The 17,730-nt window shown below is 30.1% G+C and carries 12 protein-coding genes; 11 read left to right on the top strand and 1 reads right to left on the bottom strand.

The window, feature by feature from the left end; translation table 11 throughout:
* Nucleotides 1–18 precede the first annotated feature (18 nt).
* Nucleotides 19–1,086 carry a T9SS type A sorting domain-containing protein gene (locus VJY38_RS02510; RefSeq protein WP_353679090.1) on the bottom strand — a complete coding sequence of 356 codons (1,068 nt, stop codon included), beginning with the start codon at nucleotides 1,084–1,086 and terminating at the stop codon, nucleotides 19–21.
* A 661-nt stretch (nucleotides 1,087–1,747) separates the two neighbouring features.
* Between VJY38_RS02510 and VJY38_RS02505 the strand changes: the two genes are divergently transcribed.
* The 11 genes from VJY38_RS02505 to VJY38_RS02455 all read left to right on the top strand — a co-directional run bounded on the left by VJY38_RS02505 (nucleotide 1,748) and on the right by VJY38_RS02455 (nucleotide 17,729).
* Nucleotides 1,748–2,782 (top strand): LacI family DNA-binding transcriptional regulator, encoded by a 1,035-nt coding sequence (locus VJY38_RS02505; protein ID WP_353679089.1) that lies wholly within the window; start codon nucleotides 1,748–1,750, stop codon nucleotides 2,780–2,782.
* Between the two features lie 309 nt (nucleotides 2,783–3,091).
* Nucleotides 3,092–4,483 carry an MFS transporter gene (locus tag VJY38_RS02500; protein WP_353679088.1) on the top strand — a complete coding sequence of 464 codons (1,392 nt, stop codon included), beginning with the start codon at nucleotides 3,092–3,094 and terminating at the stop codon, nucleotides 4,481–4,483.
* A 172-nt stretch (nucleotides 4,484–4,655) separates the two neighbouring features.
* Nucleotides 4,656–5,924: a family 8 glycosyl hydrolase gene (locus VJY38_RS02495; RefSeq protein ID WP_353679087.1), complete on the top strand. Its 1,269-nt coding sequence runs from the start codon at nucleotides 4,656–4,658 to the stop codon at nucleotides 5,922–5,924.
* 11 nt (nucleotides 5,925–5,935) lie between these two features.
* Nucleotides 5,936–8,815 carry a glycosyl hydrolase 115 family protein gene (locus VJY38_RS02490; RefSeq protein ID WP_353679086.1) on the top strand — a complete coding sequence of 960 codons (2,880 nt, stop codon included), beginning with the start codon at nucleotides 5,936–5,938 and terminating at the stop codon, nucleotides 8,813–8,815.
* An 82-nt stretch (nucleotides 8,816–8,897) separates the two neighbouring features.
* Nucleotides 8,898–10,574: a glycoside hydrolase family 43 protein gene (locus tag VJY38_RS02485; RefSeq protein ID WP_353679085.1), complete on the top strand. Its 1,677-nt coding sequence runs from the start codon at nucleotides 8,898–8,900 to the stop codon at nucleotides 10,572–10,574.
* Nucleotides 10,575–10,785: 211 nt separating this feature from the next.
* On the top strand, nucleotides 10,786–11,454 hold the full coding sequence (locus VJY38_RS02480; RefSeq protein WP_353679084.1) for a cobalamin B12-binding domain-containing protein: 669 nt from the start codon (nucleotides 10,786–10,788) through the stop codon (nucleotides 11,452–11,454).
* 66 nt (nucleotides 11,455–11,520) lie between these two features.
* Complete coding sequence (locus tag VJY38_RS02475; protein WP_353679083.1) at nucleotides 11,521–12,408, top strand: homocysteine S-methyltransferase family protein; 888 nt, start codon at nucleotides 11,521–11,523, stop codon at nucleotides 12,406–12,408.
* Entirely contained in the window at nucleotides 12,405–13,142 is a 738-nt protein-coding gene (locus VJY38_RS02470) for a vitamin B12 dependent-methionine synthase activation domain-containing protein (RefSeq protein ID WP_353679082.1), read from the top strand. The genes VJY38_RS02475 and VJY38_RS02470 overlap by 4 nt, the downstream gene beginning before the upstream one ends.
* A 32-nt stretch (nucleotides 13,143–13,174) precedes the next feature.
* Entirely contained in the window at nucleotides 13,175–14,212 is a 1,038-nt protein-coding gene (locus VJY38_RS02465) for a uroporphyrinogen decarboxylase family protein (RefSeq protein ID WP_353679081.1), read from the top strand.
* Between the two features lie 89 nt (nucleotides 14,213–14,301).
* The gene (locus VJY38_RS02460; protein ID WP_353679080.1) at nucleotides 14,302–16,539 is read left to right on the top strand and encodes a T9SS type A sorting domain-containing protein; all 2,238 of its coding nucleotides are present in this window, start codon (nucleotides 14,302–14,304) and stop codon (nucleotides 16,537–16,539) included.
* A gap of 17 nt (nucleotides 16,540–16,556) precedes the next feature.
* Nucleotides 16,557–17,729, top strand: a complete 1,173-nt coding sequence (locus tag VJY38_RS02455) for an SMP-30/gluconolactonase/LRE family protein (protein ID WP_353679079.1) — start codon at nucleotides 16,557–16,559, stop codon at nucleotides 17,727–17,729.
* Nucleotide 17,730 lies beyond the last annotated feature (1 nt).

Below are 17,730 nucleotides of genomic sequence, written 5' to 3'. Positions count from 1 at the left end.
TATAAAAATTGTGCTTATTTATTTCAGTAAAATCATCTTTCGTGTAATTGATTGATTTTCTGTTTCCAGTCTATAAAAATATGTTCCACTTGGTAAGCCCGAGCCATTAAAAGATACAACATATAAACCAGGACTTTTTTCAGCATCTACAAGGACTGCAATTTTATTACCAAGCAAATCATAAATAGTTAATTTTACGTGAGATTTTTTATCAATCGAATATGAAATTTTTGTGCTCGGGTTAAAGGGATTGGGATAATTTTGCATCAGAGAAAACGTGTGTTTTAAAAATGGATTTTCTTCAATATTTGTAATCGGAGAAGAGACATCCTGCCATGATGTTCCAAGTCGAATTTCATCAACAGCCATTGTCATTCCTACACCTTCGCCTCCAAAGTGAACAACAATTCTGTTGAAACCATTTGGCAGTTTCCAGTTACCTCTTGCATCTGCAATATTAGTATCTGGTTCTCCACCATTCGGATCTGGACTAACCCATAAATGAACTCTTGCTGTGGAGTCTCCTGACATTTGCATACGAGCAACAAGCCATTGTGGTCCATCCTTTGTCATATAGGGTGAATGACCTTCATCGTTATAAGTTGCAATACCTATCCAGTCATTTCCCCATTCATGACCAATACCAGCTAATTCTTTTGTACTATCATAAACACTTACTAATGCCCAACCATTATCAGTAAATCTTTCAAGTTGGTAAGCACAACTTATCCAGTATACTACACCTGCTTTTTGTGGCCATCTTTGTGCAAGATATCTCCCATATCTTTGATAACCCCATGCTGTTGAATTTGCACCTTTTATATGATGTCCAGTATTATAAATAGGGAAATTAATTTTGTCGTTATAAGTAAAACCTGTATCAGTTACAAGAAAAACATTATAGTTTAAAGCCCATGAAGAATCAAAAAGAACCCATGGACCGCCCCATCCATCTTCAGCTTTACCTTGGTTGTCAAGGTAAGTCCCAACTGGATAAGTAAATGATTCTCTAACTGAGTTTTGAGCAAGTAATTGTGTGGATATTAAAATAAGAATAAAAAATTGTAAGTACTTAAATAAGTTCATGGGTGCCTCCATTTTAATTGATATTTTTTTGAATTCCACAAACATTCCCGCAAACCTTTGCAGAATGTTATATATTTTTTTTATATAATAACAATAGACTAATTTTATTTCAATTTATATACCTAATTGATTTTCTTCATTAGCATAAGGGATGTATGCCTGATGGAATGATTTATATATAAAATTGATATATTTTTTTTATATGATTATATCAAATTGATAATTTAATTTTTTTGTTTCTATTAAATTAATAATCTGTTTTTGTGTTATTGCCACTTTTTTATAAAGATTATTTCAAAATAGATTTATAAAAAAACAAAAATAAAAGAAGGTCCTTATATTGCTTCTCTTAAGTATTGATACATAATTCAATAATGTAATTCTTTTTTATAGGTTAATAAAGATATTATCATGTTATAAGAAAGTTATAAACATTTTAATCTATATCAATATTTGAGTATAAAATGTTTTTGATAATAATTTTAATCTTCCAAAATTTTTATGAATTGATAAACTATAATGAGTATAATTTTTAAAGAATTTTTTGTCTCAAAAAAATATTTATTAGGATGTTTGATTTTAGAATAATAATAAGATATTTTTGTAAATTGAAATAGCATTAAACCGTTTTAATTGTACAATTGTGAAATAGGAATTTTAAATGAAAAGAATTACTATAGTTGATGTTGCCAAAAAAGCTGGTGTATCGAAAGGGACAGTATCTGCCGTTATCAATGGTAAGAACACAGTAAAGCCAGAGACACGTGATCATATTTTAAAAGTAATGAAAGAAATGAATTTTAGACCGAAAGGTGTTGCAAGGAATTTAAAGAATGGAGTACAGGATAAAAGTATTGGAATTATAATCAAAGATTTAAATTATCCTTTTTATACTGCAATAGCATCAGGTGTTAAGGAATATGCTAATAGTAAAGGATATTCTGTTATTATAACAAGTTCAGAAAACGATCACGAAAGCGAAAAGAAATTCTCTCATTTATTTTCAACTAAAGATATTAAAGGAGCAATTATTGCTCCAATTGTAGAAGGCACAGCAGAAATTGAACATTTGTTTAATCTAAAGATGCTTAATTTCCCATTTGTTTTACTTGAAGATGTAAAAGGTATTCAAGCAAATGTAGTTGCAATCGATAATTTGAAAGCAATTAAAAATGCAGTTAAGTATCTTATAGATAGTGGACATACAAAAATTGTTCACTTTGCTGGTCCTCCTCAGTCATCCCATACTCAAGAAAGAATTGAAGGATTCAGACATGCTTTTAGTGAAAGTACACTTGTTTTCCATCCAGATATGATAGTTCCAGTAGGAAGTGATTACGAAGAAAGTTTTAAACGAACAATTGAATATTTTAGCAATAAAAGTAGAGAAGATTATCCAACAGCAATTGTATGTTTTAATGATTTACAGGCACTTTCAGTAATACTCGCATTGAAAGAATTAAATATAAAAGTACCGGACGATATTTCAATTATTGGAAATGATGACATCTTTTATGCTAAAATTTATCCTGTCCCTTTAACAACTATTAGAGCACCACAGAGAGAAATAGGTAGAAAAGCAGCTGAAATATTAATTCGGAATATTGAATCAAATACACTCCTTCCGGTTGAAAAGGTTGTTCTCGAAACAGAATTAATAATTAGAGAATCAACTAAAGTTTTAAACAAAAACTAAAATCATAATCCAGACTTCTGCTTTTAAGGTGAGTAAAATTATTTTACTCACCAGATCATTTCCCAATCTTTAAATATCAACGCTTTTCAATTTTTCATGTTGACAATTAGAAAAAATGTTTCTTATATTTAATCGGTTTAATAAATATTGAACTGATAAAATAAAAAATATTTTTTACTACATTAAATCTTATTTAGAAAAATAAAATTTAATAAGATTGAAAATTTATAACGGTAATAGACTGATTAAAAGAAAGAATCAAATTCTTCAATAAATTAAAAATCTCTTAAATAAATTCTGAGGTTAAAAGTGCAAACAACTCAAGAAAAACTTTCCTTAAAAGAAAAAATAGGTTACAGTCTTGGAGATACTGCTTCAAATTTGTATTTCCAGACATTCATGCTTTTCTTAATGTACTTTTACACTGATGTATTTGGACTTCCTGCAGCAGCTGTTGGAACAATGTTTTTAATTACGAGAATATGGGATACTGTTAATGATCCGATTATGGGGACTATTGCAGATCGTACAAATACAAGATGGGGTAAATTTAGACCTTACTTAATATGGGCATCTATTCCATTTGGAATTATGGGTGTTCTAACTTTTACAACTCCTAACTTTGATATAACCGGGAAATTAATTTATGCTTATGTAACTTATAACTTTTTAATGATGGCATATACAGCAGTTAATGTTCCTTATTCAGCACTTATGGGTGTTATTACTCCTAATTCTCTTGAAAGAACAGAATTATCTTCTTTTAGATTTGTTGCTGCTTTTGTTGGAGGCTTAATTGTTCAGGCTTCAACAATGTCATTAGTAAAATATTTTGGAAAGGGAAATGATGCACTTGGATGGCAATGGGCTATGGGTTGTCTTTCTGTTCTTGCTGTTATATTATTTTTAATTACTTTCTTAACAACCAAAGAAAGAGTTTATCCTCCTAAAGAACAAAAAAGTAATTTTAAGCAGGACTTGAAAGATTTAATTCATAATAAGCCCTGGTTATTAATTGCTGGTGCAACTGTATTCCAGTTATTATATGTTGTAATTCGTAATTCTTCGATAATGTATTATTTCAAATATTATGTGAAAAACCAACATTTAAATATTTTCTTCTGGAAAGGAGAACTTTCTTTTGATGTTTTAGCTTCTTCATTTATGCTTTCAGGAACTATAATCACAATCTTAGGTGCAATTCTAACTAAATGGTTTGCCAAGAGATTTGATAAGAAAAATACTTATGCAGGTGCTTTAATAATCAGCTCGGTATTTTGTGCTTTATTTTATATTCTAAAACCACAGGATGTTCTAATAATCTACTTATTAAATCTTATCATCTCGTTTGCTCTGGGTCCAGTTTCAGTTCTACAATGGGCTATGTATACCGATACAGCTGATTACTCTGAATGGAAAAATGGTAGACGTGCAACAGGATTGGTGATGGCTGCATCTTTATTTTCTCTTAAACTTGGTCTAACACTTGGTGGTGCAATAGTTGGCTGGCTTTTAGCTTATTATGGATTTGTCGCAAATCAGGAACAAACATTAGAGACAATCACTGGGATTAAATTGTTAATGAGTTTCTATCCAGCTATTACTGGTTTGATAGGTGGTTTGTTAATGATGATGTATCCTCTTAATAATAAAATGATGGAAAAAATTGAAGCAGAACTTGCTGCAAGAAGAACAAGTTAGATTTAATTTTAATTCGGTTATTAAATTAAAGCAAATAATTTTATGAGTATAAAAAAGCTAATTCTAATAAGATAATTTTCTTAGTCCGGATATGGGGAACTTGGTTTAAATAAAAATGGTGCCTCCATTTCAAGTTCCCCATTTTTTTATGAATTAGAATTCGGGGTATTTTATGAAACTCAAAATTTATTTATCAATTCTTTTATTGACTTTTTTTCTTTACTCATCAAAACTTCACACACTATTTGCACAAGAAAATTCTAAAGGAGCATTTTTTACAAATAAATATCCGAACCTGTTTGTTGATTTATTGCATAAAAGTGAATTAGAAGTAAAAGCAAAAATTGATAATGCATTTCAACAATTATTCTATGGTGATGATAAAAATCAACGTGTGTATTATCCTGTTGAAAATGATATGGCATATATAGAAGATATTCTTCATAATGATGTTAGAACAGAAGGAATGTCATACGGAATGATGATAGCTGTGCAGCTGAATAAAAAAGAAGAGTTTGATAGATTATGGAAATGGGCAAAAACATTTATGCAACATAAATCTGGACAACGAAAAGATTATTTTGCATGGCACTGTAAAACAAATGGAGAAATAATTGATTCAAATTCTGCTTCGGATGGCGAAGAATGGTTTGTAACAGCTTTGCTTTTGGCTTCTGCAAGATGGGGTGATGGAGAAGGAATTTTCAATTATAAATCTGAAGCTTTGAAAATATTAAATGCTATGCTCACTAAAATTGATTCTTCAGATAGTAGAAAAGTTGTTACAAACATGTTTAATAAAAAAGTAAAACAAGTTGTTTTTGTTCCTGCAGGCGAAGCTGATGATTTTACAGATCCCTCTTATCATGTTCCTCATTTTTATGAACTATGGGCAATCTACGACAATAAAAACAGAGATTTCTGGTGCGACGTTGCTAAAGTTAGTAGAGATTTTTTAAAAAAAGCAGTTCATCCCGAAACTGGATTAGCACCAGACTATTCAAAGTTCGATGGTACACCATTTAATCCATGGGGTGGTGGTAATAATAATTTTCAATACGATGCATGGCGTGTTGCAATGAATATTGCTACTGATTATTTATGGTTTGCTAAAGATAAATGGGCAGTAGAACAATCAAATAGATTACTGAATTTTTTCTATTCCAAAGGTATTAAAGAATATCCTGATTTATATACATTGGATGGAAAGCCATTGTCGAATAATAGAAGTACTGGATTAATATCTATGAACGCAGTTGCTGCACTTGCTTCAACTAATGATAATAGAAAAGAATTTGTAGAAGAACTCTGGAATTTACCTGTACCAGAAGGACAGGGAAGATATTATGATGGTATGCTTTATCTATTAGCATTATTGCAGGTAAGTGGAAATTTTCAAATTTATATTCCTGATGATCTTAAAAAAAATATTTGTAAATGAAGGATTAAAAAATGAAATCTATTACTAAAACTTTTTTAATACTTTTTTTAATCACAATAAAACTTCTTCCTCAAAATAATTACATTACCACTAAAAAATCTGAAGCATCCTTTACAATATCATCGAATAAAAAATCTGCTCCAATAATTTATAGTTCGCAAGATTTTCCAGGTGTAATTAGAGTAGTAAAACATTTACAGGAAGATATTTATAAAGTAACAGGTATAAAACCAGAAATTTTTGAAGATAAAATTCCAGACTCAGACGAAATTATAATTGCTGGAACAATAGGTAAAAATCCATTTATTGATAAACTTGTTGATGCAAAAATTATAGATGAAAAAGAATTAAAAGGAAAATGGGAAAAATTTATTATTCAAACAGTTGATGGAAATTTATTTGATGTCAAGAAAATCCTGATTATTGCTGGAAGTGATAAGCGTGGTACTATTTATGGCTTATATGATTTAGCAGAACAAATTGGTGTTTCACCATGGTACTGGTGGGCAGATGTACCGATTAAAAAGAAATCAAACATTTATTTTAAAGCGGGTAAGTATACATTAGGTGAACCAAAAATCAAATATCGTGGCATTTTTATTAATGATGAAGCTCCTGCTTTAACTGATTGGGCTTACGAAAAGTTTGGCGGATTTAATTCAAAGTTTTATGAAAAAGTTTTTGAATTAATTCTTAGACTTAAAGGTAATTTCCTCTGGCCTGCAATGTGGGGGAAATCATTTTTTGTCGATGACACACTCAATCCAAAATTAGCTGATGAATATGGAATTGTAATAAGTACATCGCATCACGAGCCAATGATGCGTGCTCATGTTGAATGGTCTAAATTTGGTAAAGGTCCATGGAATTATGAAAAAAATGATAGCGTGCTCAGAGAATTCTGGCGAGAAGGAATTAAAAGAAATAAATCTTATGAAAGTATAGTTACAATTGGAATGCGTGGTGATGGCGATGAACCAATGAGTGAAGAATCTAATATTGCTTTACTTGAAAGAATTGTTAATGATCAGAGAAAAATTTTAAAAGAAGTTACAGGTAAAAATCCAGAAGAAATTCCTCAAGTATGGGCTCTATATAAAGAAGTTCAGGATTATTATGAAAAGGGAATGAAAGTTCCAGATGATGTTACATTGCTTTTATGTGATGATAACTGGGGCAATATTCGAAAGTTGCCTGATCTAAAAGAAAAACCTCGTAAGGGTGGATATGGCATTTACTATCATTACGATTATGTGGGTGGACCAAGAAATTATAAGTGGTTAAATACAAACCAAATTGAAAGAGTCTGGGAACAAATGCATCTTGCATACGAATATGGTGCAAGACAAATATGGGTTGTTAATGTTGGTGATATTAAACCTATGGAATTTCCTATTAGCTTTTTCCTTGATTATGCATGGAATCCAGAAGCAATCCCGCTTGAAAAATTATCTACTTATTCTGTTAACTGGGCTGCAAAACAATTTGGTGAAAAATTCTCAAATGATATTGGTTACATTTTAAATAAGTATACAAAATTTAATTCCAGAAGAAAACCTGAATTACTTTCTCCAGAAACTTATAGTCTTATAAATTATAGAGAGTTTGAAACAATTGTAAATGATTACAATGATTTATTACTAAAAGCAAAAAATATTTATGAAAAAATCCCTGCTGAATATAAAGATGCTTATTATCAACTTGTTCTTCATCCTGTTGAAGCTTCTGCAAATCTAAATGAACTTTATTATGTAGTTGCAAAAAACAGATTATATGCAAAACAGGGAAGAGTTTTAACCAATAAACTTGCAGAATATGCAAAAAAGTTATTTGAGAAAGATTCATTAATAACAGAAAAATATCATAAACTCGGAAATGGAAAATGGAATCACATGATGTCTCAAACTCATATCGGTTATACTTACTGGCAACAACCTGATAAAAATTACATGCCTTCTGTAGAAATAATAGATGTACCTGATAAAGCTGAAATGGGTTTAGTTGTAGAAGGATCTGAAATTTGCTATCCCAAAGGAAACGAAGAAGCTACTTTACCTGAATTTGATGTTTTCAATAAACAAAAATACTACATCGAAATTTTTAACAAAGGCAAATTGCCGTTTGATTATTCTGTTAGTACAAAAGATTCTTATATTAAAGTAAATGAGCTAAAAGGAAGAATTGAAACAGAAAAAAGAATTTGGGTTTCTATTGACTGGAATAAAGCTCCTGCAGGAAAAAGTAGTTCAAAAATTTATGTTGAAGGGAATGGAAAGAAGATAATCATTAATGTATCAATTAATAATATATCTATTCCTGAAATTTCTAATGAACATTGTTTTATTGAAAGTAATGGATATGTATCAATAGAATCTAAACATTTCTCGAATGCTATTAATAAAGATAATATTGAATGGATTGTAATCCCAAATCTTGGTAGAACTTCATCTGGCATTTCAATTAAACCTGGTACTTCGCCAAGACAGCAATTAAGTGAAGATAGCCCTCACTTAGAATATAATGTTTATCTTTTTACCACTGGTGAAGTAAAAGTTAATTTATATTTTTCTCCAACACTGAATTTTACTCACAATTCTGATGGAATCCACTATGCAGTTTCTTTTGATAACGACGAGCCAAAAGTATTTAATTTAACATCAAATCCCAATCCACCAGATTTGAATCGTGATCCTGTGTGGAATAGATGGGTAGCAGATAATATTAACATACAAACTTCTGTACATAAAATTAAAAACTCTGGAAAACATACATTAAAAATCTGGATGATAGATCCCGGTATTGTTTTACAAAAAATTGTTATTGATACAGGTGGTTTAAAACAAAGTTACCTCGGACCACCTGAAAGTTTTAATAGCAAAATAAGAAAATGATGTTCTGGATTTTAAAAATGAGTTAATCCTGGTTTTACAGTGAAAAAAATCTCTTGATTAAATAAATATAAGGGAAGCTTAAATGAGAAATATTATTTTGTATTTATTGTTGATATTATCATTAAATAGAACATTAGCTCAAGAAAAATTTTTCAATCCAATTCTCGCAGGATTTTATCCAGATCCAAGTATTTGTAGAGTTGGTGAAGATTATTATCTGGTTAATTCTACATTTGCATATTTTCCTGGTATTCCTGTTTTTCAAAGTAAAGATCTTGTAAACTGGAAATTAATTGGACATGTGCTTGATAGACCTGAACAGGCAAACTTAAATGGGCTTGGCGTATCAAGGGGAGTTTTTGCACCTGCTATTCGTTATCACAATGGAATATTTTATGTAACATGTACACTTGTCGATGCAGGTGGTAATTTTATAGTTACTGCAAAAAATCCTGCTGGACCCTGGTCAAATCCTGTATGGATTCCAGAAATAAATGGAATTGATCCTTCGTTATTTTTCGATGATGATGGTAAAGCATATATAATTTATAACAGTGTAGCTCCAGATAATAAACCTCTTTATGATGGTCATCGAACAATTAGAATGTATGAATTTGATATTGAGAATTTGAAAGTTATAGGAGAAGAAAAAATACTTGTTAACGGTGGAACAGATATAACTAAAAAACCTGTATGGATTGAAGGTCCACATATTTTCAAAAAAGATGGTTATTATTATTTAATCTGTGCAGAAGGAGGAACAGCTGAACAGCATTCAGAAGTTGTTTTTAGAAGTTTGAAAGTTGATGGTCCTTATATTTCTTATGATAAAAATCCAATTTTAACTCAACGTCATCTTAATCCTAAAAGAGATTATCCTGTTACATCAACTGGACACGCAGATTTTGTTGAAACACAAAATGGAGATTGGTGGGCTGTATTTTTAGGTTGTCGACCATATAAACCATATGAAGAAAATTTTTTTAACACAGGAAGAGAAACATTTTTAGCACCAGTAAAATGGATTGATGGCTGGCCTGTAATTAATCCTGATTTTGAAGAGGTTCAATACACTTATCCATATCCTTTAAAACCATTTAAAGAATTTGCACATCGAAAATATGGAGGTAACTTTACTATTTATGATGATTTTAATAATTCGGAATTAGCAAAAGACTGGATCTTCTTAAGAACTCCACTTGAAAAATGGTATAAGATTGAGAATGGTAAATTGATTATTAATCTAAGAACTGAAACTTGTTCTGGTAAATCAAATCCAAGTTTTATAGCACATCGTCAGCAACATCAAAATTGTTCTGCAATTGTAAAAATGAGTTTTAATGCAAAATCAGAAAATGAAAAAGCAGGTTTAATAATTTTTCAAAATGAAAATCATTTTTATTATTTATGTAAATCAATTAAAGATAACAGAGAAGTTATTCAACTTTATAAATCTACAAACAACAAAAATATGGATTTGATAAAAGAAAATGTACTGGACAAAAGATATATGAATAATGATATTATTCTAAAAATTGATGCAAAAGGGAAAGATTATTCTTTTTATTATGGATTTGACAAAGATAAATTAAATCTACTCGAAGATAATGTTGATGGAACATTTTTAAGTACAAAGGTGGCAGGTGGATTTGTTGGTTCAGTATTTGGTTTATATGCAACTTCACTTGGGAAACCAAGTAATTCCAGAGTTATTTATGATTGGTTTGAATATAAAGGCAATGATGAAATTTATAAGTAATATTAAATAACATTGATAACAACAAAAAATCAGGAAATAACATTTTAGTATCATTCAGTGAGTAAAAATATTTAATTGTTTATCTCAAATTTCTGGAAAGTATAAACTAAGCTTGAATAGTGGAGATAATTTTAAAGATGCTGACTATTTATTTTATTGATGTATTTCTTAAAACAAAATAATGATATTAATTTGTGAATTGAGGTAAAAAATGGAAGAGTTAATTAATCGTATAACACTTTGCACTGAAAGGGGGAAAGTTAATTTATCATCTCCTTATCCACCTGATATGAAAGGACAGGAAGGTGCAGACGAATTAACATTGAAAGCCTTAGAAGCAGGTCTTCAACCATTTGAAATTCTCGATGCATGCAATGTAGGAATGAAAAGAATAGGAGATAAGTTTAGTCGTAACGAAGTTTTTGTACCTGAATTACTTATGGCTGCAAAAGCAATGCAGGCAGTTATGAATCATCTAAAACCATATTTTCAAAAAGGCATAGTAGAGAAAAAAGGGAAATTCATTATTGGAACAGTTGCTGGTGACTTACATGATATTGGTAAGAATCTTGTAAGCATGGTTGTTGAAGGGAATGGTTATGATGTGATTGATCTCGGCGTTGATGTTAAACCAGTAAAATTTCTTGATGTGATAAAACAAAATCCAGATTCTGTTGTTGGTCTTAGTGCATTACTTACAACTACAATGCAAAATATGGCACTTACAGTTAAAGAAATTAAACAACATTTCCCTGATATTAAAATAATTGTGGGTGGTGCACCATTAACAGAAGCAGCAGCAGAAAAAATGGGAGCAGATGCATACGGACCTAATCCACAAAGTGCAGTCGACTTTTTGGAAAGTTTGAGATGTAATTAATTTTTGTAGAATTAATAGAATTGTGATTTAGATGATGAAAAAATATCATATTTGTTGGAGAATTTAATGAAAACACTAATTGAATTATTAAAAGAAAATAAAATACTTATATCTGATGGGGCATGGGGAACTTTTCTCCAGAGTAAAGGATTGCAACCAGGTGAATGTCCAGAGTTATGGAATATAACACATCGTGATGTTGTATTTGAAATAGCAAAGAGTTATGTAGATGCTGGTGCAGATATGATTTTAACAAATAGTTTTGGTGCTAATCCAATCAAGTTAAAACATTATGGTCTGGAATCAAAAACTGCTGAACTTAATTTTGCTGCAGCATCAATTTCAAGAGAAGCAGCAGGTGATAATCATTATGTGCTTGGTTCTATTGGTCCAACTGGTATTTTATTAATGATGGGAGAAATTTCGGAAGATGAAATTTATGAGGGATTTAAGATTCAAGCTACTGCTCTTAAAGCTGGAGGTGCTGATGCAATATTAATCGAAACTATGTCTGATATCGACGAAGCTAAATTAGCAGTAAAAGCCGCAAAAGAAAATACAAACCTGACAGTAATCTGTACATTTACATTTGAAAAAACATTGACTGGTGAATATAGAACAATGATGGGTGTCTCTCCAACTGAAATGACAATAGCACTTAAAGAAGCTGGAGTAGATATTATTGGAACTAATTGTGGTAATGGTTTCGATCAGATGATTGAGATTGTTCAGGAAATAAGAACTGTAGATAATTCAATCCCGATTTTGGTTCATGCTAATGCTGGTAAACCAATTTTTAAAGATGGTATTACTGTTTTTCCCGAAACTCCTGATTTCATGGCTTCTAAAGTTCAACTATTAATTGAAAGCGGTGCTAATATTATTGGTGGATGTTGTGGAACAACTCCTGCTCATATTTCAGCTATTGCTAATGTAGTCAGGAATATTAAATGATTAAAGAAAATGAAATCGATTATAATACTTATGAATTGAATATAAGTCCAGAATTAATTCATATAGAGAAAAATCGAATTATTGAGATACTTGGATATAATTCATTACCAGAGCATTTTGATTTAATGCTCGATAATGTTCTAAGTGACATTAAAAAAAAATTAAACATTAGAGCAGGCTATAAAATAATTGATGATTATAAATTATTAGATAATAAAGAGGGCTTCTTTATTTCCAGAACTTTTTTTAAAACTGGTAAAATTGTTACAACACAATTAGGTAAAATAGAAAGTGTAGCTGTTTTTATTTTAACAGCAGGATTTGAAATAGATAAATGGATTAAAGAACTAAATGAAAAAGGAGAAACTCTATTAAGTTATCTGGTAGATATAACTGCTTCAGAAGCAACAGAAAAGATTGCAGATGTTCTGCATGATTATATTAAAAGTAAAATGAAAAACTTTGGATTAAATGTAACCAATCGCTATAGTCCCGGATATTGTAATTGGGATGTTTCTGAGCAGCAAAAGTTATTTTCACTTCTTCCCCGGAATTTTTGTGGAGTAAAATTAACTGAATCTTCACTAATGATTCCTGTTAAATCAATAAGTGGAATAATTGGAATTGGAAAAAAAGCAAAGTGGAAAAATTATTTATGTGATAAATGTGGAATTAGTGATTGCACTTATAGAAAGATAATATCAAGGAATAAATCTAAAAAACATATTGACTGATCACTAATAATAAAAATTTATGGAGAAATAAAATGACAGATCAACAATGGGAAAAATTAAAAAGAATTATCAATGGCGAAATCTTTGATCCTTTACCAATGGCATTTATAATTGATAGTCCATGGCTACCAAATTGGTATGGCATTAAAATTATTGAATACTTTTCGAGTGAAGAACTCTGGTTTAAAGCAAACTTAAAAGCAATTAATAATTTCCCGGATGTAATTTTTCTGCCTGGCTTCTGGTCAGAATTTGGAATGTGTACAGAACCATCGGCATTTGGTGTAAAATGCACTTTCCCTCCAGATGAATTTCCATTTGCTCACAAAATAATTCGTTCAACAGATGATATTGATTCGCTTGAACAACCAAATCCCGAAACTGATGGATTATTACCATTAGTTTTAAATCGATTAAAAATTATGCAGCCCAGAATCGAAGATGCTGGACATAAAATTAGATTTGCTGTAGCACGTGGTCCACTAAATATCGCCAGCTATTTAATGGGCACTACTGAATTCCTTACAACAATAATGATGCAACCGGATAAAGCTCACCTGCTTTTAAGAAAAATCACAGATTATCTTAAAGATTGGCTTCAACTTCAAATGAAAACTTTTCCAACTATTGATGGAATTTTTTTGCTCGACGATATTATTGGATTTATGGGAGAAAATGAATTCAAAGAATTTGGTCTTCCTTATTTTAAAGAATTATTTAGTCTAAATGTTTCTGTAAAATTTTTACATAATGATGCACCATGTAAAGTCTCTGCTCCTTTTTTGCCCGAGATGGGAATCAATCTTTTTAATATGGGTTTCGATGTTACATTAAACGAATTAAAAGAACTTACTCAAAATAAAATTACACTTGTTGGAAATATTCCCCCAAGAGATGTACTTGCAAATGGTACTCAGGAAGATATTAAAAAAGCTACCGAGGATTTAATAAATTCTTTAAAAGATCGTTCGAGAATAATTTTATCGTGTGGTGGAGGAATGCCTCCTGGTGTTTCAACAGACAATATTCTTACTTTTATCGAAACAGTCAAAAATTTTATTAATGGATAGAATTTAGTTTAATCTAAATAAATGGTATAAGTTTATTATTAATGAATTCTAAAAGGTCAGCATTATTAAATAAAAATTCTGGTCAATAAATGAAAACTTTTATTAAGATAATATTTTTAGTGAATATCATTATCTCGAATTTATTGTTAGCACAGTTACAGAGAGATATTGTACAAGGGAACTTAATTCAATTTAATGATAATGGCTTATGGTGTTGGTTTCAGGATGAAAGATGTGTAGTTGATACTATTAATAAAAAAATAATTCTTGGAAGTGTTGCAAATCCCTCAGGTTTTGGCGGTAATTCAAGAAGTAGCTCAATTGAAGCTGTAATCTTTGATAATAATTTTAGAATCCCTGTTCGCTATTTTTTAGCAAAGTTAAGTAATGATGATCATAATGCCCCGGCATTTTTAATTACTGCTGAAGGAAATTATATTGCAATGTATTCCGACCATTATGATAAGTATAAAAATCGTTATAGAATTTTTAATGGTAAAATATGGTCTCCAGAACAGGCATACGATTGGACAAAAAGACCTGGTGGAACAGACTATACAATAGCCTATAATAACTTATATTATCTTTCTGATGAAAAAAGAATATACAATTTTTCAAGAGCAAATCATCGTACCCCTAATTTTATTATTTTTGATGATAATGGAACAACATGGTTATGGGGAGGTCAATTAACTACTAATTCAAGTAATTCTTATAATAAAGGTTATTATAAATACTGGAGTAATGGAAAGGATAGAATAGATTTTATTTTTACAGAACAACATCCAAGAGATACATTAACAAGTATATATCATGGTTACATCAAAGATGGTAAAGCATTTAAATCAGATGGTACACTTGTAGATGAAAATATTTATGATACTACATTTATTCCAGCATACTGGCATTTTACAAAAGTATTTGAGAACGGGACTAAAATTGGTAATAATACATTTTATCGTTGTTGGCAGTCGGATCTGGTTAGATATAAAGATGGTACAATTGCAGCAATTATTACTGCAAGAATGAATCAAAGCGTAAGTTATGGATATCCAGATAATCAAGTAAATCCTGAACATGCTTTTATCTATTGCAGGTATGATGGTAATAATTGGTCTTACACATTTTTAGATAAAGCTGGTTTGAAATTTTATGATTCTGAAGCAGATTATGTTGGACTTGGAGCTCTTTGTCCTGATGATCCCAATATAATTTTTATTTCATCTCCTTATGATCCTCGTGATACTACAATTAAATTAAATGTACGAGAAATATTTAAAGGTGTTACAAGTGATAATGGAATAACCTGGGAATGGACACCAATAACTCAAAATTCATCAAGAGATAATATTAGACCCATTGTTCCTGCCTGGAATAATAATAACTTAGCCTTAATATGGTGCCGTGGCACATATACTTCAGCTCAAAATTATGATGCTGTTATTGTTGGAATAATTGAAAATAAAGATGAAATTTTATCTAAAAAGTTTTATGTGGATGCTTCAATTAATAATACTACATTTGAAGATGGTTCTCCATTTATTATTACAGGACCAGATTCTAATCCAGGACAAGCAGATAACAAATGGCATTTTCGAACTGATTATGGCAATGATAATTCCATATTTACATCTTCTGAATTGGGAGGAGAAAATGCACAAATGCTCAAGACTGAAATTACAGTTTCTAAAAAAGGGATTTATGATGTATGGATTAATTTCTGGGCAAATCCTTCTGCAGATTGGAGAATAAAAGCAGGATTATCGAAGAATAATATGTGGACTTATCGTCATATTGCTTCTCACACTGTAAATAAAGATGAATACAATAATAATATAATTGTTAATCAAGATAATTTATATTTATATCAAGCATATTTGGGAAGATTAGATGTTAAAGATAGCTTATCATTTTATGTATATATTGATGATGATGCAACTAAAATAGGTTCAAGTTCAACATTAACTGGTGATATAACAAGAACATGGTATGATGGAATTAGTTATGCAAAAGTTGAATTGAAAAATCCTGTATATATTGCAAATGAAAATACTGTACCACATGAATTTGTTCTAAATCAAAATTACCCTAATCCATTTAATCCAATTACAACAATAAGCTATCAAATTCCAGAAGGGGGCTTTGTTATATTAAAAATTTATGATGTACTTGGAAGAGAAATATCAACACTTGTTAATCAATTTCAAAATGCTGGCAATTACTATATAAACTTTGATGGAAGTAATCTAACTTCAGGTGTTTATTTTTATAAGTTAAGCGTAAATTCTCAACATTCTTCAACGAAGAAAATGATATTATTACGTTAATTACATAAAGGTAAAATATGAGAATTTTAAAAATTTTTTTATTGGTAATATATTTTTTGTTGTTCATTAATTTTGTTACAATTGCTCAGATTATTAATTCAAAAGGAATTATTGTAGAAATAATAGCAGGGGGATTTCAGTTTGTTGAGGGACCTGTATGGAAAGATGGAAGTTTATTGTTCAGCGATATACCAGCTAATACAGTTTATAAATGGGCTCCTGATTCGGGCATTAAAATTTTTTTAAGACCTTCAGGAAATTCTAATGGATTGGCATTGGACAAAAATGGAAATTTATTATTAGCTCAACATGGATTAAGACAGGTTGCAAGATTAGAAAAAGATGGTAAATTAACTTCACTTGCAACACATTATGATGGTAAAAGATTGAATAGTCCAAACGATATTGCTTTGAAATCAGACGGTTCAATTTTCTTTACTGATCCTCCTTATGGAATTAATTCCAGTCAGGAAGAACTTCATTTTTATGGAATTTATCGAATTAGTCCACAGGGTAATTTACAATTGCTTGATAAAACTTTATCTCGACCAAATGGAATTGCTTTTTCTCCTGATGAAAAAAAATTATATGTAAGTGATTCAGAAGCAAGAACTATTTATGAATGGGATGTGGTTGATGATTCAATGATTACAAACAAAAAGAAGTTTGCTTATATGCCTCCTCAAGGTTATGCAGATGGAATGAAAGTAGATAAATATGGTTTTATATTTGCTTCTGGACCAACTGGTATATGGATTTTTAGTCCAGATGGAAGTGTAATTGATACAATTCCTATCCCTGGTCAAACCACAAATTGTTGTTTTGGTGAAGACGGAAAAACTCTATTTGTAACATCAGGTAATTCAGTTTATAGAGTAAAAAATATTTATACTGATATTAGAGATAAAGAAAAAATCCCACAAAAGTCATTTCGTCTAAACTATAATTATCCTAATCCTTTTAATTCTACAACAATAATTTCATATTCTATTGATGAACCTACTTACGTTAAACTTACTTTGTTTGATGAATTGGGTTGTAAAGTTCGTACGCTTGTTGATGCATATCAAAATCCTGATAATTATAGAATTTTATTTAATGCCGAAAATCTTTCAAGCGGTGTATATTTTTATCAATTACTTACTGGTAACAAATATATTGATACCAAAAAAATGATTTTATTGAGATAAG

Origin of the sequence: Rosettibacter firmus, from assembly GCF_036860695.1 — a bacterium.
Lineage (GTDB): Bacteria > Bacteroidota > Ignavibacteria > Ignavibacteriales > Melioribacteraceae > Rosettibacter > Rosettibacter firmus.
The sequence above is the reverse complement of the archived record's forward strand: the minus strand, read 5'-3'. Positions and strand labels throughout refer to the sequence as shown.

Bases quoted from the DNA above. Each gene is read 5' to 3' on its own strand.
- VJY38_RS02475 (WP_353679083.1), top strand. From the start codon at position 11,521: ATGAAAACACTAATTGAATTATTAAAAGAAAATAAAATACTTATATCT.
- VJY38_RS02470 (WP_353679082.1), top strand. From the start codon at position 12,405: ATGATTAAAGAAAATGAAATCGATTATAATACTTATGAATTGAATATA.
- VJY38_RS02480 (WP_353679084.1), top strand. From the start codon at position 10,786: ATGGAAGAGTTAATTAATCGTATAACACTTTGCACTGAAAGGGGGAAA.
- VJY38_RS02510 (WP_353679090.1), bottom strand. From the start codon at position 1,086: ATGAACTTATTTAAGTACTTACAATTTTTTATTCTTATTTTAATATCC.
- VJY38_RS02485 (WP_353679085.1), top strand. From the start codon at position 8,898: ATGAGAAATATTATTTTGTATTTATTGTTGATATTATCATTAAATAGA.
- VJY38_RS02455 (WP_353679079.1), top strand. From the start codon at position 16,557: ATGAGAATTTTAAAAATTTTTTTATTGGTAATATATTTTTTGTTGTTC.
- VJY38_RS02465 (WP_353679081.1), top strand. From the start codon at position 13,175: ATGACAGATCAACAATGGGAAAAATTAAAAAGAATTATCAATGGCGAA.
- VJY38_RS02490 (WP_353679086.1), top strand. From the start codon at position 5,936: ATGAAATCTATTACTAAAACTTTTTTAATACTTTTTTTAATCACAATA.
- VJY38_RS02495 (WP_353679087.1), top strand. From the start codon at position 4,656: ATGAAACTCAAAATTTATTTATCAATTCTTTTATTGACTTTTTTTCTT.
- VJY38_RS02460 (WP_353679080.1), top strand. From the start codon at position 14,302: ATGAAAACTTTTATTAAGATAATATTTTTAGTGAATATCATTATCTCG.
- VJY38_RS02505 (WP_353679089.1), top strand. From the start codon at position 1,748: ATGAAAAGAATTACTATAGTTGATGTTGCCAAAAAAGCTGGTGTATCG.